The 20,746-nt window shown below is 70.0% G+C and carries 17 protein-coding genes; 11 read left to right on the top strand and 6 right to left on the bottom strand.

The features are described from left to right. Nucleotides 1–28: 28 nt before the first annotated feature. From uvrA to LK09_RS13570, 10 genes are all read left to right on the top strand, one after another. Nucleotides 29–2,923 carry an excinuclease ABC subunit UvrA gene (gene uvrA / locus LK09_RS13615; protein ID WP_039400457.1) on the top strand — a complete coding sequence of 965 codons (2,895 nt, stop codon included), beginning with the start codon at nt 29–31 and terminating at the stop codon, nt 2,921–2,923. Nucleotides 2,924–2,928: 5 nt separating this feature from the next. Beyond that, nucleotides 2,929–4,827, top strand: a complete 1,899-nt coding sequence (gene uvrC / locus LK09_RS13610; RefSeq protein WP_039400454.1) for an excinuclease ABC subunit UvrC — start codon at nt 2,929–2,931, stop codon at nt 4,825–4,827. Between the two features lie 29 nt (nt 4,828–4,856). Then, nucleotides 4,857–5,741 (top strand): RNase adapter RapZ, encoded by an 885-nt coding sequence (rapZ, locus tag LK09_RS13605; protein WP_039400451.1) that lies wholly within the window; start codon nt 4,857–4,859, stop codon nt 5,739–5,741. A gap of 52 nt (nt 5,742–5,793) precedes the next feature. Further along, a complete protein-coding gene (gene whiA / locus LK09_RS13600) occupies nt 5,794–6,771 on the top strand; it encodes a DNA-binding protein WhiA (protein WP_039400448.1) in 978 nt (325 codons plus the stop codon). Between the two features lie 132 nt (nt 6,772–6,903). Beyond that, nucleotides 6,904–7,530, top strand: coding sequence for a superoxide dismutase (locus LK09_RS13595; protein ID WP_039400648.1), 627 nt, complete (start codon nt 6,904–6,906; stop codon nt 7,528–7,530). A gap of 97 nt (nt 7,531–7,627) precedes the next feature. Then, the gene (gene gap / locus LK09_RS13590; RefSeq protein ID WP_039400447.1) at nt 7,628–8,638 is read left to right on the top strand and encodes a type I glyceraldehyde-3-phosphate dehydrogenase; all 1,011 of its coding nucleotides are present in this window, start codon (nt 7,628–7,630) and stop codon (nt 8,636–8,638) included. 15 nt (nt 8,639–8,653) lie between these two features. Beyond that, on the top strand, nt 8,654–9,880 hold the full coding sequence (locus LK09_RS13585; RefSeq protein ID WP_039400444.1) for a phosphoglycerate kinase: 1,227 nt from the start codon (nt 8,654–8,656) through the stop codon (nt 9,878–9,880). Continuing rightward, nucleotides 9,871–10,671: a triose-phosphate isomerase gene (tpiA, locus tag LK09_RS13580; RefSeq protein ID WP_039400441.1), complete on the top strand. Its 801-nt coding sequence runs from the start codon at nt 9,871–9,873 to the stop codon at nt 10,669–10,671. Before LK09_RS13585 ends, tpiA begins: the two co-directional genes overlap by 10 nt. A gap of 66 nt (nt 10,672–10,737) precedes the next feature. Next, a complete protein-coding gene (gene secG / locus LK09_RS13575) occupies nt 10,738–10,986 on the top strand; it encodes a preprotein translocase subunit SecG (protein WP_039400439.1) in 249 nt (82 codons plus the stop codon). A 1-nt stretch (nt 10,987) separates the two neighbouring features. Beyond that, nucleotides 10,988–11,344, top strand: a complete 357-nt coding sequence (locus LK09_RS13570) for an RNA polymerase-binding protein RbpA (RefSeq protein ID WP_039400436.1) — start codon at nt 10,988–10,990, stop codon at nt 11,342–11,344. A 78-nt stretch (nt 11,345–11,422) separates the two neighbouring features. On the opposite strand, the gene pgl is transcribed toward LK09_RS13570, so the two are convergent. From pgl to tkt, 6 genes are read right to left on the bottom strand one after another with little or no spacing between them, the layout of a single operon-like run. After that, entirely contained in the window at nt 11,423–12,187 is a 765-nt protein-coding gene (gene pgl, locus LK09_RS13565; RefSeq protein WP_039400432.1) for a 6-phosphogluconolactonase, read from the bottom strand. After that, nucleotides 12,184–13,140 carry a glucose-6-phosphate dehydrogenase assembly protein OpcA gene (locus LK09_RS13560; protein WP_039400429.1) on the bottom strand — a complete coding sequence of 319 codons (957 nt, stop codon included), beginning with the start codon at nt 13,138–13,140 and terminating at the stop codon, nt 12,184–12,186. Before LK09_RS13560 ends, pgl begins: the two co-directional genes overlap by 4 nt. Then, a complete protein-coding gene (gene zwf / locus LK09_RS13555) occupies nt 13,137–14,687 on the bottom strand; it encodes a glucose-6-phosphate dehydrogenase (RefSeq protein ID WP_039400426.1) in 1,551 nt (516 codons plus the stop codon). The genes LK09_RS13560 and zwf overlap by 4 nt, the downstream gene beginning before the upstream one ends. 15 nt (nt 14,688–14,702) lie before the next feature. Beyond that, entirely contained in the window at nt 14,703–16,316 is a 1,614-nt protein-coding gene (locus LK09_RS13550; RefSeq protein ID WP_039400423.1) for a glucose-6-phosphate isomerase, read from the bottom strand. Between the two features lie 9 nt (nt 16,317–16,325). Beyond that, a complete protein-coding gene (gene tal, locus LK09_RS13545; protein WP_039400421.1) occupies nt 16,326–17,435 on the bottom strand; it encodes a transaldolase in 1,110 nt (369 codons plus the stop codon). Next, a complete protein-coding gene (gene tkt, locus LK09_RS13540; RefSeq protein WP_039400419.1) occupies nt 17,432–19,528 on the bottom strand; it encodes a transketolase in 2,097 nt (698 codons plus the stop codon). Before tkt ends, tal begins: the two co-directional genes overlap by 4 nt. 220 nt (nt 19,529–19,748) lie before the next feature. On the opposite strand from tkt, the gene LK09_RS13535 reads away from it, so the two are divergent. Continuing rightward, nucleotides 19,749–20,648, top strand: a complete 900-nt coding sequence (locus LK09_RS13535; RefSeq protein WP_039400415.1) for a heme o synthase — start codon at nt 19,749–19,751, stop codon at nt 20,646–20,648. Nucleotides 20,649–20,746: the final 98 nt, after the last annotated feature.

The following is a 20,746-nucleotide window of genomic DNA, read 5'->3' as shown; positions in this document are numbered from 1 at the left end:
TGTCGGAGGCCCCTCCTAGACTTGACGGGTGCCCATCGTCCCCGTCTCCTCCGCCTCGAATCCCAGTGGAAAGCTCAGCGTCCGCGGCGCGCGCGTCCACAATCTGAAGAACGTCGACCTCGACATCCCGCGCGACTCGCTGGTCGTCTTCACCGGGCTGTCCGGGTCCGGCAAGTCCAGCCTCGCGTTCGACACCATCTTCGCCGAGGGGCAGCGCCGGTACGTCGAGTCGCTCAGCGCCTACGCGCGGCAGTTCCTCGGCCAGGTCGACCGACCGGACGTCGATTTCATCGAGGGCCTCAGCCCCGCGGTCTCGATCGACCAGAAGTCGACCAACCGCAACCCGCGGTCGACGGTCGGCACGATCACCGAGATCCACGACTACATGCGTCTGCTGTGGGCGCGCATCGGCATCCCGCACTGTCCCGACTGCGGGGCCGTGATCCAGCGGCAGACGGTGCAGCAGATCGCCGACCAGCTCGTGGAGCTCCCCGAGCGCACGCGGTACCAGATCGTGGCACCCGTCGTCTCGCAGAAGAAGGGCGAGTTCGTCGACCTCTTCAAGGAGCTCAGCGCCAAGGGCTTCGCGCGCGCGGTCGTCGACGGCGATCTCATCCAGCTCTCCGAGCCTCCCACGCTGAAGAAGAGCTACAAGCACGACATCGCCGTGGTGGTCGACCGCCTGGTCGCGGCGCCGGGCATCCTCGACCGCATCACCGACTCGGTCGAGACGGCGCTGAGCCTCGCGGGCGGGGTCGTTCAGGTCAACTACGTCGACGTAGAGGGGGATGCCGCCTGGCAGTCCTTCTCCGAGAAGCTGGCGTGCCCGAACGGGCATCCGCTGCAGCTCACCGAGATCGAGCCCCGCACGTTCTCCTTCAACGCGCCCTTCGGCGCGTGCCCGGCGTGCTCCGGGCTCGGCACGCGGATGTCGGTCGACGTCGACCTGATGCTGGCCGACGAAGACCTCTCGATCAACGAGGGCGTCGTGATCCCGTGGACGACGCAGGGCAAGGGGCTCTTCCAGTACTACGAGCGCCTGCTGCAGGGCCTGGCGGACGACCTCGGCTTCTCGCTCGACACGCCGTGGCGAAAGCTGCCGGCCGCCGTCCGCGAGGCGGTGCTCCACGGGGAGAACTTCAAGGTGAACGTGCGGTGGAAGAACCGCTACGGGCGCGAGATGCGCTACACGTCGGGGTTCGAGGGCGTCGTGCCGTACATCGAGCGGCAGTACCTGCAGGCCGAGTCCGACACGCAGCGGCAGCGGTGGGCGGAGTACCTGCGCGAGGTGCCGTGCCCGGTGTGCGACGGCGCCCGCCTGAAGCCCGAGGTGCTCGCCGTGCAGGTGCACGGGCATTCCATCGCGGATGCCTCCCGCCTCAGCCTCGCCGACGCGCAGGCCTACTTCGCGCGCCTGGAACTCACCGAGCGCGAGGCCAAGATCGCGGCGCAGGTGCTGCGCGAGATCCGCCTGCGCCTCGACTTCCTCACCCAGGTCGGCCTGAGCTACCTGTCGCTCGGCCGCTCGGCCGGCTCGCTCTCGGGCGGCGAGGCGCAGCGCATCCGGCTGGCGACCCAGATCGGGTCGGGCCTGACCGGCGTGCTGTACGTCCTCGACGAACCGTCGATCGGGCTCCACCAGCGCGACAACCGCCGCCTCATCGAGACCCTCGTCGCGCTGCGCGACCTGGGCAACACCCTCATCGTCGTCGAGCACGACGAAGAGACCATCCACGCGGCCGACTGGATCGTCGACATCGGACCCCGAGCGGGCGTCGACGGGGGCAACGTGGTGCACTCCGGGCCGCTGCGCGAACTGCTCGAAGACCGCGGTTCGCTCACCGGTGACTACCTCTCCGGACGCCGGGCCATCGTGACGCCGTCCAAGCGCCGGCGCATCGACCGGAGCCGCAAGCTGACCGTGGTCGGCGCGCGTGAGAACAACCTCAAGAACGTCACGGTCGACTTCCCGCTCGGCGTGATGACCGCCGTCACCGGCGTCAGCGGCTCGGGCAAGTCGACCCTCGTGAACGACATCCTGTACCAGGTGCTCGCGTCCCGCCTGAACGGGGCGCGCACGGTGCCCGGCAAGCACACGAGGGTGACGGGCCTCGACAGCCTCGACAAGGTCGTGCACGTCGACCAGGCCCCCATCGGACGCACGCCGCGGTCGAACCCGGCCACGTACACGGGAGTGTTCGACCGCATCCGCACGCTGTTCAGCGAGACGCCCGAGGCGAAGGCGCGCGGCTACATGCCGGGGCGGTTCAGCTTCAACGTCAAGGGCGGTCGCTGCGAGGCGTGCTCGGGCGACGGCACCATCAAGATCGAGATGAACTTCCTGCCCGACGTCTACGTCGACTGCGAGGTCTGCCACGGCAAGCGCTACAACCGCGACACGCTCGCGGTGCACTACAAGGGCAAGAACATCGCCGAGGTGCTCGAGATGCCCATCGCCGAGGCGGCGGACTTCTTCGAGCCGATCCAGGCGATCCACCGGTACCTGCGCACGCTCGTCGACGTCGGACTCGGCTACGTCCGGCTCGGACAGTCGGCCACGACGCTCTCCGGCGGCGAGGCGCAGCGCGTCAAGCTCGCCACCGAGCTGCAGCGACGCTCCAACGGGCGGTCGGTGTACGTTCTGGACGAGCCCACCACGGGCCTCCACTTCGAGGACGTCGCGCGGCTGCTCGAAGTGCTGAACGGACTCGTCGACAAGGGCAACACGGTGATCGTCATCGAGCACAACCTCGACGTCATCAAATCCTCCGACTGGATCGTCGACCTCGGCCCCGAGGGCGGCGCCGGCGGAGGAACCGTGATCGCCACCGGAACCCCCGAGAAGGTCGCGCAGGTCGAGGCCTCGCACACGGGTGCGTTCCTGGCCGAGATGTTCGAGGCCTCCGAGCGCAAGGCCGGGTGAGGCCGGTGGCCGATCAACTGCCGTACAAGCCGCGGCAGGGTGAGATCCCCACGCAGCCCGGCGTGTACCGGTTCCGTGACGCGGCCGGGCGCATCCTCTACGTCGGCAAGGCGAAGAACCTGCGCCAGCGCCTGTCGAACTACTTCGCGCCGCTGTACACGCTGCACGAGCGGACCCGGCGCATGGTCACCACGGCGGCGTCCGTCGAGTGGACGGTGGTCGGCAGCGACGTCGAGGCCCTTCAGCTCGAGTACATGTGGATCCAGGAGTACTCGCCGCCGTTCAACGTTCGCTACAAGGACGACAAGTCCTACCCGTACCTCGCCGTGACTCTCGCCGACGAGGCGCCCCGGGTCATGGTGACGCGCAACCGCAAGATCCCGGGGGCGAAGTACTTCGGTCCGTACCCCAAGGTGTGGGCGGTGCACGACACGATCGACCTCATGATCAAGGTGTTCCCGATCCGCACCTGCAGCGACGCGTCGTACAAGAAGGCCATGGCGACCGGACGCCCGTGCTTCCCGGGCCAGATCGGGCGCTGCGGCGGGCCGTGCTCGATGAAGGTGACGATCGAGGAGCACCGGGCGATCGTCGACGACTTCGTCGCGTTCCTCGCGGGCGGCGACGAACGGTTCACCCGGGAGCTGACGCGCCGGATGCGGGAGGCGTCCGCGGCGATGGACTACGAGGCCGCGGCGGTCTACCGCGACAAGCTGCAGTCGATCGACGCCGTGCTCAGCCGCAGCGCCCTCGTGCTCGCGGAGGACACCGACGCCGACCTCTTCGGCATCGCCGAAGACGAGCTGGCCGCGACCGTTCAGCAGTTCGTGGTCCGCGGCGGCCGCGTGCGCGGTGTGCGGGCGACGACGATCGAGAAGGAGATCGACATCGTCGGACCCGACCTGGTCGACCAGGTGCTGCAGCGCACGTACGGTGACGCGGCCGCCGCCGACATCCCGCGCCAGGTGCTCGTGCCGGTGCTGCCGGACGACGCGGGGGAGCTCGAGGTGTGGCTGCGCGAACGGCGCGGCCGCAACGTCTCGATCCAGGTCGCGCAGCGCGGGCGCAAGGCGGAGCTGATGCGCACGGCCACCCTGAACGCCCAGCAGGCGCTGGTGCTGCACAAGACCCGGCGCTCGAGCGACTACGTCACCCGCACCCAGGCGCTCAACGACCTGCAGGACGCCCTCGGGCTGACCGAGGCCCCGCTGCGGATCGAGTGCTACGACGCCTCGCACCTGTCGGGCACGAACGTCGTCACCTCGATGGTGGTGTTCGAAGACGGCCTGCCGCGCAAAGACCAGTACCGCACGTTCAACGTCGCCGAGACGACGGATGACACCGACACCCTCTACCAGGTGCTCATGCGCCGCCTGGCCCACCTCGATCGTCCCGAGCGCGAAGAGGAGCCGGTGCCCGAGGCCACCGATGACGGCGAGGTCGTGACGACGCGCCGCAAGCCGCGCTTCGCCTACCCGCCGCAGCTGCTGATCGTCGACGGCGGGCAGCCCCAGGTGGCGGCGGCGGCCCGGGCGCTGCGCGACAGCGGGCACGAGGAGATCGCCCTGTGCGGCATCGCCAAGAGGCTGGAGGAGATCTGGCTGCCCGGCGACGACTTCCCGGTGATCCTGCCGCGCACCTCGGAGGCGCTGTACCTCGTGCAGCGGCTCCGCGACGAGGCGCACCGGTTCGCGATCACGCATCAGCGCCGGCGCCGGCGGCGCGACATCTCGACGGTGCTCGCCGAGGTCCCCGGTCTCGGCGAGGCGCGAATCAAGACGCTGCTGCGCCACTTCGGGTCGGTCGCGAAGCTGCGCGGCGCGGCCGAGAGCGAGATCGCCGAGCTGCCCGGCTTCGGTCCTAAGCTCGCGGCGTCCGTTCATGCCCACGTCTCCGATCACTAGGCTGAGAGCGACGACGTGTGGGGGGACGCATGACCGACGAAATGCCGAGCGAGACCGGCGAAGTGCTCATCGTGACGGGCATGTCCGGCGCCGGTCGCTCGACGGTCGCCGATGCGCTCGAAGACATGGGCTGGTACGTGGTCGACAACCTGCCCCCGCAGATGCTGCGGCCGCTGCTGGAGGTGTCCGGCCTCGCCGGAAGCGCGCTGCCGCGGGTGGCGGCCGTCGTCGACGTGCGCGGCCGCGACATGTTCACCCAGCTGCCGGATGTGACCCGCACGCTGCGGGATGCCCGGCCGCAGCTGCGCGTGGTGTTCCTCGACGCCTCCGACGACGTGCTCGTGCGCCGCTACGAGGCCGTGCGCCGGCCGCACCCGCTGCAGGAGGACGGCACGATCCTCGACGGCATCCGGCGGGAGCGCGAGCGCTCGCGGGCGATCCGCGAAGCGGCGGACGTCATCATCGACACGTCTGGCTTCAACATCCACCAGCTCGCCACCAAGGTCGTGGAGATGTTCTCCGCCGAGGGCTCGGCGCAGCACACCCTGACGATCATGAGCTTCGGGTTCAAGTACGGGCTCCCGCCGGATGCCGACGTGGTCGCCGACATGCGGTTCCTGCCGAATCCGTACTGGCAGGACGACCTGCGCGGACTCACCGGCAAGGACGAGGCGGTGCGCGATTTCGTGCTCGCCCAGCAGGGGGCCGTCGAGTTCCTGGACGCCTACGAGAACGCGATGATCCCGGTGATCGCCGGGTATCAGCGGGAGAACAAGCGCCACAGCGTCATCGCGATCGGCTGCACCGGCGGCAAGCACCGGTCGGTCGTGATGACGGAGGAACTGGCCGATCGGCTGGGGCGGCTGCCCGGCGTCGCGGTGCGCGTGAAGCACCGCGATCTCGGACGGGAGTGAGGTCCGGGTAAGCTGGACGATCGTCCCGCAATCCGATCCCACGAGGAGTCCCGTGTCGCTGACCGCCAATGTGAAGGCCGAGCTGATCGCTCTGCGCGACCCGCGTCCGACGGCGCGCGTCGCTGAACTGACGGCAATGCTCCGGTTCTCCGGTGGTCTGCATTCGATCGCGGGGCGCGTCGCGGTCGAGGCCGAGGTCGACTCCGACCGTCTGGCCCGGCGGATCGCCCGCGAGATCGTCGAACTCTACGGCGTGCGTCCCGAGCTGGTGCAGCTGCAGGCGGCATCCGTCCGCGGCGCCGGCCGGTACGCCGTCCGGGTGATCGAGAACGGCGAGACGCTCGCCCGTCAGACCGGCCTGCTCGACCAGCGCCGCCGGCCCGTGCGCGGTCTGCCGAACAAGCTCACCACGGGTTCGCGTCCCGACCTGGCCGCGACGTGGCGCGGGGCGTTCCTCGCCGCCGGCTCGCTGTCCGACCCGGGCCGCTCTGCAGCGCTGGAGATCTCCTGCCCGACCTCGGAGGCCGCCATGGCCCTCGTCGGCGCCGGCCACCGCGTCGGCATTCCGGCGAAGGCCCGCGAAGTGCGCGGCGTCCCGCGCGTGGTGGTGCGCGACGCCGAGGGCATCCGGGCCACTCTCGCGGTGATGGGCGCCGCCCGCGCCGCCGCCGACTGGGACGAAGTGCGTCAGCAGCGCGAGGTGCGCGCCGGCGTGAATCGCCTGGTGAACTTCGACGACGCCAACCTGCGCCGCTCGGCCCGCGCCGCCGTGGCCGCGTGCGCCCGCGTCGAGCGCGCCCTGGAGATCCTCGGCGACGACGTCCCCGACCACCTGCGGGAGGCGGGCGAGCTGCGCCTGGCGCACCGCGACGCGAGCCTGGACGAGCTCGGCCACCACGCCGACCCGCCCCTGACCAAGGATGCCGTCGCGGGCCGCATCCGGCGCCTGCTGGCGATGGCCGACAAGCAGGCCGAGGAGACGGGCGTCCCCGCGACCGAGGCCGCCGTGCCCGCCGCCGTCGAGGACTGAGCCGACCCCGACCTTCCCGTCACAGAGGGAATCATCCGGCCCGGCCGCTTCGTTGCCGTCAGTAGGATGAACTCGTCACCCTCGCTAGCTCGCGTGATCGTGCGCGCGCAGCGCCGACAGGAAGAAGAGAACATGGCGAAGTACACGCTGCCCGACCTGCCGTACGATTACGCGGCACTCGAACCGCACATCAGCGGCAAGATCATGCAGCTCCACCACGACAAGCACCACGCCGCCTACGTGGCCGGTGCGAACACCGCGCTCGAGCAGCTCGAAGAGGCCCGCGAGACCGGCAACTTCGCGAACGTGAACCGCCTGGAGAAGGACCTCGCGTTCCACCTCGGCGGTCACGTCAACCACTCGATCTTCTGGACCAACCTGTCGCCGAACGGCGGCGGTCAGCCCGAGGGCGAGCTGAAGGCGGCCATCGAGGAGTTCTTCGGGTCGTTCGAGAAGTTCCAGGCGCACTTCACCGCCGCCGCCATGGGCATCCAGGGCTCCGGCTGGGCGGTGCTGAGCTGGGACCCGATCGGGGCGCGCCTGATCATCCAGCAGCTGTTCGACCAGCAGGGCAACACCGCCCAGGGCACGATTCCGCTGTTCCAGCTGGACATGTGGGAGCACGCGTTCTACCTCGACTACCTCAACGTCAAGGCGGACTACGTCAAGGCGGCGTGGAACATCGCCAACTGGGAGAACGTCGCGTCACGCTTGGACGCAGCGCGAGAGAAGACCTCGGGCCTGCTGGTACTGTCATAGCCAGTGCGGTGTCCCGGTCGGTTCACCGCCCGGGACACCGGCGTCCTAGTCGTCTGAACCGCGCGCAAGCGCACGACACCCATTCAGGAGCATCTTCGTGACTGTGAAGATCGGAATCAACGGCTTCGGCCGAATCGGACGTAACTTCCTGCGTGCTGCGCTTGCGCAGAACGCGGACCTCGAGATCGTGGCGGTGAACGACCTCACCGACAACAAGACTCTCGCGCACCTGCTGAAGTACGACTCGGTCGGCGGCCGTCTCGACGCGGATGTCTCGTTCGACGAGGACTCGATCACCGTCAACGGCACCTCGATCAAGGTCTTCGAAGAGCGCGACCCCGCGAACCTCCCCTGGGGCGAGCTCGGCGTCGACATCGTCATCGAGTCGACCGGTCGCTTCACGAAGGCGTCCGACGCCGGCAAGCACATCCAGGGCGGCGCCAAGAAGGTCATCATCTCGGCCCCCGGCACCGACGTGGACGGCACGTTCGTCATGGGCGTGAACGAAGACACCTACGACGCGGCGACGATGAACATCATCTCGAACGCGTCGTGCACCACGAACTGCCTCGCGCCGCTGGCCAAGGTCTTCAACGACGCGTTCGGCATCGAGCGCGGCTTCATGATGACCGCGCACGCCTACACGGCCGACCAGAACCTCCAGGACGGCCCGCACAGCGACCTGCACCGCGCCCGCGCCGCGGCGATCAACATCGTCCCGGCCTCGACCGGTGCAGCCAAGGCCATCGGCCTCGTCCTGCCCGAGCTCAACGGCAAGCTGAGCGGCTCGTCGTACCGCGTTCCGGTTCCGACCGGCTCGATCGTCGACCTCACGATCGTCACGAACACCGAGGGCCTCACCAAGGAAGCCGTCAACGCGGCGTACGAGGCCGCAGCAGCGGACGGACGCCTGGTCGGGTACCTGAAGTACAACGCCGACGCGATCGTCTCGAGCGACATCCAGCTCGACCCGCACTCGTCGATCTTCGACGCCGGCCTCACCAACGTGAGCGGCAACCTGGTCAAGGTGTCGTCGTGGTACGACAACGAGTGGGGCTACTCGAACCGCCTCGTCGACCTGACCGAGTACGTCGCCGAGCGTCTCTGACGAATAAGGAATTCCGTGGCTCTTCGCACCCTTGACACCCTTGTTCAGAGTGCGGGGCCGCTCGCAGGAAAGCGCGTCGTCGTCCGTTGTGACCTCAATGTTCCTCTTCAGGACGGGGTCATCACGGACGACGGTCGCGTGCGGGCGTCCCTGCCGACGCTTCAGGCGCTGACCGGGCAGGGAGCCCGCGTCGTCGTCGTCTCGCACCTGGGGCGCCCTGCCGGCGCCCCGGACCCCAAGTACAGCCTCGCGCCGGTGGCACAGCGCCTGTCCGAGCTGCTCGGGCAGCCGGTCGCCTTCGCGTCCGACACCGTGGGCGAGTCCGCGCAGAAGACCGTCGCCGCACTGGAGGACGGCCAGGTCGCCGTCCTGGAGAACCTGCGGTTCAACGCGGGGGAGACCGCGAAGGACGACGCCGAGCGCGGCGCGTTCGCGGAGCAGCTCGCCGCTCTCGGGGACGCCCTGGTCTCCGACGGCTTCGGCGTGGTGCATCGCAAGCAGGCGTCGGTGTACGACCTCGCCCAGCTGCTGCCCTCCGCCGCAGGACTCCTGATCGCCGCCGAGCTGGACGTGCTCGACCGCCTCACCGAGAACCCCGAGCGCCCCTACACGGTGGTGCTCGGCGGGTCGAAGGTGAGCGACAAGCTCGGCGTCATCTCGCACCTGCTGCCGCGGGTCGATCGCCTGTGCATCGGCGGCGGGATGATGTTCACGTTCCTCGCCGCCCTCGGTCACCCGGTCGGCAAGAGCCTGCTCGAGCAGGACCAGCTCGACACGGTGCGCGGCTACATCGCCGAGGCGAAGGAGCGTGGCGTCGAGCTGCTGCTCCCCGTCGACGCGGTCGTGGCGGCATCCTTCTCGGCCGACGCCGACCACGTGGTCGCCGACGCTGAGAAACTCGAAGACACCCCGTTCGGCGCCGACGGCCTGGGCCTCGACATCGGCCCGCGCACGGCGGAGGCCTTCGCCGCCGCGGTGCGCTCGTCGACGACCGTGTTCTGGAACGGGCCCATGGGCGTGTTCGAGATGGCCGCGTTCGCGGCGGGCACCAAGGCCGTCGCCCAGGCCCTCACCGAGGTGCCCGGGCTCAGCGTCGTCGGCGGCGGCGACTCCGCGGCGGCCGTGCGCCAGCTGGGCTTCGCGGACGACGATTTCGGTCACATCTCGACCGGCGGGGGCGCGAGCCTCGAATTCCTTGAAGGCAAGACGCTTCCCGGCCTGGAGGTCCTCGGATGGCAGTGAATGAGACCGTGGCGCAGCGCAAGCCGCTGATCGCCGGCAACTGGAAGATGAACCTCGACCACCTGCAGACGGTGGCGTTCGTGCAGAAGCTGGACTGGACGCTGCGCGACGCCAAGCACGACGGTGCGGTGGAGATCGCGATCTTCCCGCCGTTCACCGACCTGCGCACCGCGCAGACCCTGATCGACGCCGACAAGATCCCGTTCGCCCTGGGCGCGCAGGACCTCTCGGCGCACGACTCCGGCGCGTACACGGGCGAAGTGTCCGGTGCCTTCCTCGCCAAGCTCGCCTGCCGCTACGTGATCATCGGGCACTCCGAGCGTCGCGAGTACCACGCCGAGTCCGACGAGGTCGTGGCCGGCAAGGTGCAGGCGGCGCTCAAGCACGGCCTCGTCCCGGTGATCTGCGTCGGCGAGACGGCGGAGGACCTGGAGAAGTTCGGTGCGAGCGCGGTGCCGGTCAGCCAGCTGCGCGCGGCGCTCGCGGACGTCAAGCCGGACGCCGACATCGTCGTGGCCTACGAGCCCGTGTGGGCGATCGGCTCCGGACAGGCGGCGACGCCCCAGCAGGCGCAGGACGTCTGCGCGGCGCTTCGTGCGGTGATCGCCGAGACGCTGGGGGATGCCGCGGCATCCCGCACGCGCATCCTGTACGGCGGCTCCGTGAAGTCGGGCAACATCGCCGGCTTCATGCGCGAGCCCGACGTCGACGGGGCGCTCGTGGGCGGTGCGTCGCTCGTGGTCGACGAATTCGCCGCGATCGCGCGCTACCAGAAGCACGTCGGCGTCTGATCGGGACACCTCCGTATACTTGAGGTTTGTGCGGCCCGCCGAGGCCGCCGCGAAAGGCTACTTCACGTGGAAATTCTCCAGTTCATTCTGCAGGTGATCCTCGGCATCACGAGTCTGCTGCTGACTCTGCTGATCCTCCTGCACAAGGGGCGCGGCGGCGGCCTGTCCGACATGTTCGGCGGCGGCATGTCGTCCGCGCTCGGTTCGTCCGGGCTGGCAGAGCGCAACCTCAACCGATTCACCGTCATCCTGGCCCTCGCGTGGTTCGTCTCGATCGTCGCGCTGGGTCTCATCACCAAGTTCCAGGGGATCTGACATGGCAGCAGGCGGCAACGCAATCCGGGGCACGCGCGTCGGCGCGGGCCCGATGGGCGAACAGGACCACGGGCACCACGCCGACCGCATCGCGGTCTCGTACTGGGACGCCCTCGGCAACGAGACCGTCCGCTATTTCGCGGCCGGTGTCGACGAGGCGGAGATCCCCGAGACCATCGACTCGCCGCACTCCGGTCTTCCGGCCGGGCGCGACAAGGAGAACCCGCCGGCCCTGGCCAAGACCGAGCCGTACAAGACGCACCTCGCGTACGTGAAGGAGCGTCGCACCGACGAGGAGGCCGACCAGCTCCTCGACGACGCGCTGCAGCAGCTGCGCGACCGGCGCGGGCAGGCCTGAGCCGCCGCCCCGCGAACGTGAGAAGACCCGATGGCCGAGGCCATCGGGTCTTCTTCGTGCAGCGGGGAGAGCTGCGCGTCAGTCGTCGTCGCCGTCGATGAGGTCCGGAGGAACCTGGGCGGCCGCTGCCGCATCCACGAAGAACGTGGTGCGCTTGGTGCCTTTGGCTCCGGCGGCCGGGACGCTGCGGTAGCTGGCACCGGCGAGGGCGAGGCCCAGCGCGGAGGCCTTCTCGGCTCCGGTCATGACCAGCCACACCCGCTTGGACGAGTTGATGACGGGGCGGGTCAGGGTGAGGCGCTCCGGCGGCGGCTTGGGGGAGTCGCGCACCGGCAGCACCACCTCGTCGGTGACGGTGATCTCCGGTCGGTCGGGGAACAGCGACGCGATGTGCCCGTCGGGCCCCACTCCGAGCAGGGAGATGTCGAACTCCGGCCACGTCGCGCCGTCGGTCGCGAAGCGCGCCAGCTCGGCGGCGTACGCCGCCGCAGCGGCATCCAGATCGAGCCCGCCGTCGGCGGCCGGCATCCGGTGGACGTTGGCCGCCGGGAGGTCGACGGCGTCCAGGAATGCCGCCGCGGGCACGTCGTTGCGCTCCTCGGAGGATGCCGCGACGAACCTCTCATCGCTCCACCAGACGTGCACGAGCGACCAGTCGACCGCGGAGCGCTGCGGGTGGCGCCCCGCGGCGCGCAGCACCTCGATTCCCATCGTGCCGCCGGTCAGGGAGACGTGCACCGTCTTGCCGTCCGCGGTGCGCTTGGCGATCCGGCCGAGGAGCCGGGCGGCGACCACCCCGGCGAGCTCACCGGGAGTCTGGCGGAGCACCACGCGCTTGGTCATGCGGTCGCCTCCGCCGGCTCGTCGGTCAGCTTCGCCCAGCCCTCGGAGATCACGCGGCCGTAGAGGAGGTCGGCGTCCAGGCTCCGCAGCTCCTCGGCGATGCACTCGCGCAGCGTGCGCCGCGCGAACGCGAGCTCGTGCGTGGGCTGCCCGGGCTGGCTGAGGATCGCGAACCCCTGCTCCGGCCGCTCCAGGAGGGTGTCGCCGGACGCGCGGACGAGGCGCACCGACTTGATGCCGTGCGACCACGCGGACGGGTCGGCGTAGGTCCACTCCACCGGCGCGTCGAGCGTCAGCCGAAGCCACGCCGCGAGCAGGGCCGTGGAGGGGGAGTCGCCGGCCCCGTGCACCTCGACGCGGTCCACCGGCTCGAACGGAGGCTGATCGAGCACGGCCGCGAGCTGCTCGCGCCACCGGGTGAGGCGCGTCCAGGCGAGGTCGGTGTCGCCGGGGGCGTAGTGCTTGCTGAGGTCGGCGACCCACTCGGCCGGGTTCGGCTGGGCGGCGGCATCGGTGATGCGGCGCTGTGCGATCCGGCCGATGGAGGAGCGCGAGGGGGCCAGGGGCGTCTCGTGCGGCCACCAGGCCACCACGGGGGCATCCGGCAGCAGCAGGCCCGTCACGAGGCTCTCGGAGTTGTTGCCGGCCGCTCCCACCGCGCGCAGCACGATCACCTCGCTGGCGCCGGCGTCGCCGCCGACGCGGATCTCGGCATCCAGCCGCGGCGTGGCGTGGGTGCTGTCCTTGGCGTCGTAGGTGAGCACGATGACACGCATGGGATGCTCGCGCGAGGCGTCGTTGGCGGCCTCGATGACCTCGTCCTCGGCACCGTGCTTGGTGACGATGATGAGGGTCAGGACGCGTCCGAGGGCGGTGACGCCGCCCTCTTCGCGGACCTCGATCAGGGCCTTCGCGATCTTGCTGACGGTGGTGTCGGGAAGTTCGATGATCACGGACGCCTCCAGGTGCGGCCATCGCGGGCGAGCAGGGCGTTGGCGGACGCGGGTCCCCATCCGCCGGGGGTGTACTGCTCGAGGGGGCCGCCCTGCTCGCGCCAGTACTCCTCGACCGGGTCGAGGATCTTCCAGCTCAGTTCGACCTCTTCGTGCCGCGGGAAGAGCGGCGGGTCGCCGAGCAGCACGTCGAGGATGAGGCGCTCGTACGCCTCCGGGCTGGCCTCGGTGAACGCGTGCCCGTATCCGAAGTCCATCGTGACGTCGCGCACCTGGGTGCCGGCGCCGGGGACCTTCGAGCCGAAGCGGATCGTGACGCCCTCGTCGGGCTGCACGCGGATGACGAGCGCGTTCTGTCCGAGGCCCGCGGTCTGGTTGCGCCGGAAGAGATGCTCCGGGGTGCGGTTGAAGACCACGGCGATCTCGGTCACGCGCCGACCGAGGCGCTTGCCGGTGCGGAGGTAGAACGGGACGCCCGCCCAGCGCCGGGTGTTGATCCCGAGCTTCAGCGCCGCATAGGTCTCGGTCGTGGACTGCGGGTCCATGCCGTCCTCTTCGAGGAACGCCCGCACCTGCTCGCCGCCCTGCCAGCCGCCGCCGTATTGCCCGCGCGCCGTGGCCAGGCGCAGGTCGCTCGGGAGCGACACCGCGGCGAGCACCTTCTCCTTCTCGCCGCGGAGGTCTGCGGCCCCCAGCGAGATCGGCTCCTCCATCGCGGTGAGGGCGAGCAGCTGCAGCAGGTGGTTCTGGATGACGTCGCGCGCCGCGCCGATGCCGTCGTAGTAGCCCGCCCGGCCTCCGACGCCGATGTCCTCGGCCATGGTGATCTGCACGTGGTCGACGTAGTTGCGGTTCCAGATCGGTTCGAACAGCTCGTTGGCGAAGCGCAGCGCCAGGATGTTCTGCACCGTCTCCTTGCCGAGGTAGTGGTCGATCCGGAAGATCGAGTCGGCGGGGAAGGTGGTGCGCAGCGCCGCGTTGAGCTCGTGCGCGGACTTCAGGTCGTGCCCGAACGGCTTCTCGATGACGACGCGTCGCCAGCCGTCCGGATTGTCGGCCGTGTCCTTGACGAGGCCCGAACTGCGCAGCTGCTCGGCCACGATCCCGAACTGGTTCGGCGGGATGGACAGGTAGTAGGCGTGGTTTCCCATCGTGCCGCGTTCGACGTCGAGCTTCTCGACGGTCTCGCGCAGGCGCCGGAACGAGGCCGCGTCGCTGAAGTCTCCGCTGACGAACCGGATGCCCTGCAGCAGCTGCTGCCAGGTGTCCTCACGGAACTCGGTGCGCGCGTGGGCGCGCACCGCGTCGTGGACGACCTGGGCGAAGTCCTGGTCGGCCCAGTCGCGCCGGGCGAAGCCGACCAGCGCGAAGCCCGGGGGCAGCAGCCCCCGGTTGGCGAGGTCGTACACGGCGGGCATGAGCTTCTTGCGCGACAGGTCGCCGGTGACGCCGAAGATGACGAGGGCGCTCGGCCCCGCGATCCGGTTCAGCCGGCGGTCGTCCGGGTCCCGGAGCGGGTTGAAGTCACGAGTGATGTCGACGGTCATGCTGGGGGCATCCTCCTATGCGGCGTCGAACAGCGCGAGCAGATCGGTCTGCGGATCGGTGAGGGTGAGGGTGACGACGGGCCTTCCGCGCGCCGCGAGCACGGCCGCGTCACCGGCGGCCTGCGCCGCGATGAGCTGCCCGAGCGTGTAGGGGCGTCCGGGGACGGCGAGGTCCTCCTCGCCGGCGACGGTGATCTGCAGGAACACGCCGTTGGCGGGCCCGCCCTTGTGGTACTGGCCGGTGGAGTGCAGGAAGCGCGGGCCCCAGCCGAACGTGGTGGGCCGGCCGGCATCCGCGGCGACGAGCTCGCGCAGGCCCTGCAGCTCGCTGAGAGCTGCGCGGTCCGCGTAGGCCTGCACCGCGACGTATCCGTCGGCGGGCGTGCGCGACCACAGCTCCGACAGGACGCCGGAGACGGTGCCCGGGGCGAGGAGGCCCGGGTCGCTCGCGCGGACCTCGATGCCGTCCTCGACGAAGGCGGGCGCCGCGGCCGTCGGCGGAGTGTCCAGCAGGGCGCGGGCGGCCTGCTTGGCGGCCTCCACGTCGGGCTGGTCGAACGGGTTGACGCCGAGCATCCGTCCTGCGATCGCGGTCGCGTACTCCCAGACGATGAAGTGCGCCGCCAGCGACGCGCTGACGAGCACCTCGCCGGGGTGGTGCTCGAACACGTGGAACCGCTCGGCCTCGTCGACGAAGCGCACGACCTGCAGGTCGTCCGGTCGCGCGTCCAGCTCGGGCGACACCGGAAGCATGACCACCGGCAGGATGCCGGAGCCGTCCTTGCCGGTGGACTCCGCGATCAGCTGCTCGACCCAGTCCGGGAGCCCGACGAGCTGCGTGTCGTCGGCGACGAGCGCGAGCTTGTCCCGCCGGGGCGTCCCGCCGGCGATCGCCGCGGCGAGCACGAGCGCGGGGTTGTGCGGGCTGTCGATCGCCACCTCGAGCAGCGTCGCCTCGGCCTCTTCGAGCAGTTCCTCGACGTCGGCGCCGGCGAGACCGGCCGGGACGATCCCGAAGGCGGTGAGGGCGGAGAAGCGTCCGCCGACCGTCGGGTCCCCGTGGAAGACGCGGTAGCCGGCCGCCTGCGCGGAAACGTCGAGCGGCGAGCCGGGATCGGTGACGACCACGATGCGCTCGGCGGGGTCGATGCCGGCATCCTGGAACGCCGCCTCGAACAGGCGCCGCGCAGCATCCGTCTCGACCGTCGATCCCGACTTCGACGACACGACGAGGACGGTCTCGGCGAGACCGCCCTCCTCGTCTCCGTCGATCGCGGCGCGCACCTGCCGGGGGTCGGTGGAATCCAGGATCACCAGCGGAGCGCCCGCGCTCTGCGCGATGACCTCCGGGGCGAGCGAGGACCCGCCCATGCCGGCGAGCACCACGCGATCGACCCCCTTCTCGAGCAGGTCGTCGCGCAGCAGGTAGATGTCCGGCAGCAGGTCGCGGGATGCCGTGACGCATTGCACCCAGCCCAGGCGCTGTGCGGCCTCGGCTTCAGCCTCCGGCCCCCACAGTGTCGGGTCGCACGCCGTGATGCCGGTGGCGACCAGGTCGGCGACGAGAACGGGAACGGTGTCGTCGACGACCTTCTTGACGTGGCCCGACAGGTGGATGTGGAAGCTCAACGGGCCGCCTTACTTCGCGTTGCTGAGGGCGTCGGCGACGGTCTTCTTGACGTCCTGCCACGAGGTGATGAACTTCTCCACGCCCTCGTCCTCGAGCTGCTGGGTGACGTCGGCGAAGTCGATGCCGACGTTCGCGAGACGCTCGAACACGCCGTGCGCGGCGGTGTAGGTGCCGCGCACCGTGTCGCCGGTGATGACGCCGTGGTCGAAGGTGGCCTGCAGCGTCTTCTCCGGCATGGTGTTGACCGTGTGCGGTGCGACGAGCTCCGTGACGTAGAGGGTGTCGGGCAGCGACGGGTCCTTCACGCCGGTGGAGGCCCACAGCGGACGCTGCACGTTCGCGCCGGCGGCCAGGAGCTTCTTGGCGCGGTCCTCGGCGAAGGTGGTCTCGAACAGCTCGTAGGCGAGGCGGGCGTTGGCGATGCCGGCCTTGGAGCGCAGCGCCTCCGCGTCGGGGTCGCTCATCGAGTCCAGGCGCTTGTCGACTTCGGTGTCCACGCGGGACACGAAGAACGACGCGACGGAGTGGATGGTGGACAGGTCGATGCCGGCGGCCTTGGCCTGCTCGAGCCCGGTCAGGTATGCGTCGATGACGGCCTCGTAACGGTCGAGGCTGAAGATCAGGGTGACGTTGACCGAGATGCCCGCTGCGATCGCGTGGGTGATCGCGGGCAGGCCGGCCTTGGTCGCGGGGATCTTGATGTAGGCGTTCGGGCGGCCGACGGTCTCCCACAGCTGCTTGGCCTGGGCGACCGTCGCGGTGGTGTTGTGCGCCAGGTCGGGGGACACCTCGATCGACACGCGTCCGTCGAACCCGTTCGTGGACTCGTAGACGGGGCGCAGCAGGTCGCACGCGTCGCGCACGTCGTCGGTGGTCGCCGCGAAGATCGCATCCTCGACGGTGGCTCCGGCGATCGCGAGCAGGTGCAGCTGCGACGCGTAGTCCTCGCCGCCGCTCTGGATCGCGCCCTGGAAGATGGTCGGGTTGGTGGTGACGCCGACGACGTTGCGGGTGTCGATCAGCTCCTGCAGGTTGCCGCTGGTCAGCCGGGCCCGGGACAGGTCGTCCAGCCAGATGCTGACGCCGGCGGCCGAGAGGTCTTCGGTGGGGGTGCTCATGCGTTGTCCTTCAGGGTCTCGTGGGCGGCCTGGACGACGTGCTCCGTCGTGATGCCGAACTTCTCGAACAGGGTCTTGTAGTCGGCCGAGGCGCCGAAGTGCTCGATGGACACCGAGCGGCCGCGGTCTCCGACGATGCCGCGCCAGGGCAGGGCGAGCCCGGCCTCGACCGACACGCGGGCGGTGACCGATGCCGGGAGGACTGACTCCCGGTAGGCGGCGTCCTGCTCGGCGAACCACTCCAGCGACGGCGCCGACACGACGCGGGCGCCGATGCCCTCGGCCGCCAGGCGCTCGCGGGCGGCGACGGCCAGCTGCACCTCGGAGCCGGTGGCGATGAGGATGACGTCGACGGTGCCGGTGGGGGAGTCGATGAGCACGTAGGCGCCCTTGGCGGTGTTCGCCGCCGAGGCGAACGCGTCGCCGGTCGCGTCGCCGGTGCCGCGTTCGAACACGGGGATGTTCTGACGGGTCAGCGCGAGACCGCCGGGGCCCTCCTGCCGGCGCAGCAGCTCGAGCCACGCGTGCGCGGTCTCGTTCGCGTCGGCGGGGCGCACGATCGTGAGGTTCGGGATCGCGCGCAGCGCGGCGAGCTGCTCGATGGGCTGGTGGGTGGGGCCGTCTTCGCCGAGCGCGACGGAGTCGTGGGTCCAGACGAACAGCGAGGGGATGTTCATGAGGGCGGCCAGACGCACCGGGGGGCGCATGTAGTCGCTGAAGATCAGGAACGTGCCGCCGAACGCGCGGGTCGGGCCGTGCAGCACGATGCCGTTGACGATCGCGCCCATCGCGTGCTCGCGGATGCCGAAGTGCAGCACCCGGCCGTACGGGTTGCCCGACCACTCGTGGGTGGACCACTCCTCCGGGATGAACGAGGGGGCGTCCTTGATGGTGGTCAGGTTCGACTCGGCAAGATCCGCCGACCCGCCCCACAGCTCCGGCAGCTGGGCGGCGAGGGCGTTGATGACCTGGCCGGACGCGGCACGCGTGGAGACGTCCTTGCCTGCCGGGAAGACCGGCAGGGCGTCCGCGATGTCCGCGGGCAGGGTTCCTGCCTCGAGGCGGTCCAGCAGCGCCTTGCGCGCAGGATTCGCCGCGGCCCACGCGTCGAACGCGGTCTGCCACTCGGCGTGCGCGGCCGCGCCCCGGTCGACGAGCTGACGGGTGTGCGCGATCACGTCGTCGGCGACGGCGAAGTGCTGCTCGGGGTCGAAGCCGAGGGCGCGCTTGGTCGCGGCCAGCTCGTCGGCGCCGAGGGCGGAGCCGTGCACCTTGCCGGTGTTCTGCTTGCCCGGCGACGGCCAGCCGATGATGGTGCGCAGGATGATCAGCGACGGCTTGGCGGTCTCGCCCTGCGCCGCCTCGATGGCGCGGTGCAGCTCGGCGACGTCCTCGACGTACTGGCCGGTCTTCTTCCAGTCCACGACCTGCACGTGCCAGCCGTACGCCTCGTAGCGCTTGTGGACGTCCTCGGTGAACGCGACGTTGGTGTCGTCCTCGATCGAGATCTGGTTCGAGTCGTAGATCGCGATCAGGTTGCCCAGCTGCTGGTGACCGGCCAGCGACGACGCCTCGGAGGTGACGCCCTCCTGCAGGTCGCCGTCACCGGCGATCACGTAGATGAAGTGGTCGAACGGGCTCTGCCCAGCGGGGGCCTCGGGGTCGAACAGGCCGCGCTCGTAGCGGGCCGCGTACGCGAAGCCGACCGCGGACGACAGACCCTGACCGAGCGGGCCGGTGGTGATCTCCACGCCCTTGGTGTGCCCGTACTCGGGGTGGCCCGGGGTCAGCGACCCCCACGTGCGCAGCGACTCCAGGTCGGAAAGCTCCAGGCCGAATCCGCCGTAGTACAGCTGGATGTACTGCGTGAGGGACGAGTGGCCCGCGGACAGGATGAACCGGTCCCGGCCCAGCCAGTGGGTGTCGGACGGATCGTGCCGCATCACCCGCTGATACAGCAGGTACGCCGCCGGAGCCAGGCTCATCGCGGTGCCGGGGTGGCCGTTGCCGACCTTCTCCACAGCATCCGCCGCGAGCACGCGAGCCGTGTCCACGGCGCGCCCATCGATCTCATCCCATTGCAGTTCCGCCACCGGACCGCCCTTTCGAGTGCGGGGAGGCGCCCGCCGTAACGCGGTCGCCGCGGGGGCGACCCGGCAAGGGGCGCGCGTATGCAGTCAGCATAGCGAAGCGGGGGAGGGGGCCAGGCCGCGGGGACATGGGAGGACATCGGTCGGGATGCCGTAGAATCTCAGTGACTTCTTGACTGAGCGATAAGCGGAGGCGATCGACATTTCCACGACGTCGCATCCGGTGACCGAGGCGGTCCGGCACAGTTTCGGCACCAAGGTCCGCGGTTACGTCGCGCTGACCAAGCCGCGCGTGCTCGAACTGCTGCTGGTCACCACCATCCCGGTGATGTTCCTCGCCGCCGGCGGACTCCCGAACATGCTGCTGGTGGTGGCGACCGTCATCGGCGGCTCCCTCTCGGCGGGCTCGGCGGCCGCGTTCAACATGTACATCGACCGCGACATCGACGCGCACATGAAGCGCACCGAGAACCGGCCGATCGTGACCGGCGAGGTGTCGGCCCGCGGCGCGCTGGTGTTCGCGTGGACGCTCGCCGTGCTGTCGACGGTGTGGCTCTGGCTCACGACCAACTGGCTCGCCGCCGTGCTGTCGGCGGTCGCGATCTTCTTCTACGTCGTGATCTACACGATCATCCTCAAGCGCCGCACCGAGCAGAACATCGTGTGGGGCGGGATCGCGGGATGCTTCCCGGTGCTGATCGGGTGGAGCGCGGTGACCGGGTCGCTGTCGCTGACGCCGTTCATCCTGTTCCTGCTCGTGTTCCTGTGGACGCCGCCGCACTACTGGCCGCTGTCGATGAAGTACCGCGACGACTACGACGACGTCGACGTGCCCATGCTCGGCGCCACGCGCAGCAGCTCGCAGGTCGGTCTGCAGGTGATCCTGTACGCCTGGGCGACGGTGGCGTGCTCGCTGCTGCTCATCCCGGTCGCCGGCATGGGTCTGGTCTACACGGTGTCGGCCCTGGTCTTCGGCGGCTGGTTCATCTATGAGTCGCACGTGCTGTACAGCCGCGCGGTGCGGGGGACCACCCCCAAGCCCATGCGCGTGTTCCACGCCTCGATCACGTACCTGACGCTGCTGTTCGTCGCCATCGCGATCGATCCGCTGCTCCCGTTCTGATCGCCCCCTCCGCTTCGGCCCCGTCCTCGCAGACGGGGCCGTCCTCGTTTCCGCGGTCATATACTTAGTACTCGTCAAGTAAGTAGACGACGGCCAGA

The organism is Microbacterium mangrovi (assembly GCF_000802305.1).
Lineage (GTDB): Bacteria > Actinomycetota > Actinomycetes > Actinomycetales > Microbacteriaceae > Microbacterium > Microbacterium mangrovi.
The sequence above is the reverse complement of the archived record's forward strand: the minus strand, read 5'-3'. Positions and strand labels throughout refer to the sequence as shown.

Excerpts from the sequence above, each read along its gene's own strand:
- rapZ (WP_039400451.1), top strand. The coding sequence starts at position 4,857 with ATGACCGACGAAATGCCGAGCGAGACCGGCGAAGTGCTCATCGTGACG.
- LK09_RS13595 (WP_039400648.1), top strand. The coding sequence starts at position 6,904 with ATGGCGAAGTACACGCTGCCCGACCTGCCGTACGATTACGCGGCACTC.
- tpiA (WP_039400441.1), top strand. The coding sequence starts at position 9,871 with ATGGCAGTGAATGAGACCGTGGCGCAGCGCAAGCCGCTGATCGCCGGC.
- LK09_RS13570 (WP_039400436.1), top strand. The coding sequence starts at position 10,988 with ATGGCAGCAGGCGGCAACGCAATCCGGGGCACGCGCGTCGGCGCGGGC.
- pgl (WP_039400432.1), bottom strand. The coding sequence starts at position 12,187 with ATGACCAAGCGCGTGGTGCTCCGCCAGACTCCCGGTGAGCTCGCCGGG.
- zwf (WP_039400426.1), bottom strand. The coding sequence starts at position 14,687 with ATGACCGTCGACATCACTCGTGACTTCAACCCGCTCCGGGACCCGGAC.
- tal (WP_039400421.1), bottom strand. The coding sequence starts at position 17,435 with ATGAGCACCCCCACCGAAGACCTCTCGGCCGCCGGCGTCAGCATCTGG.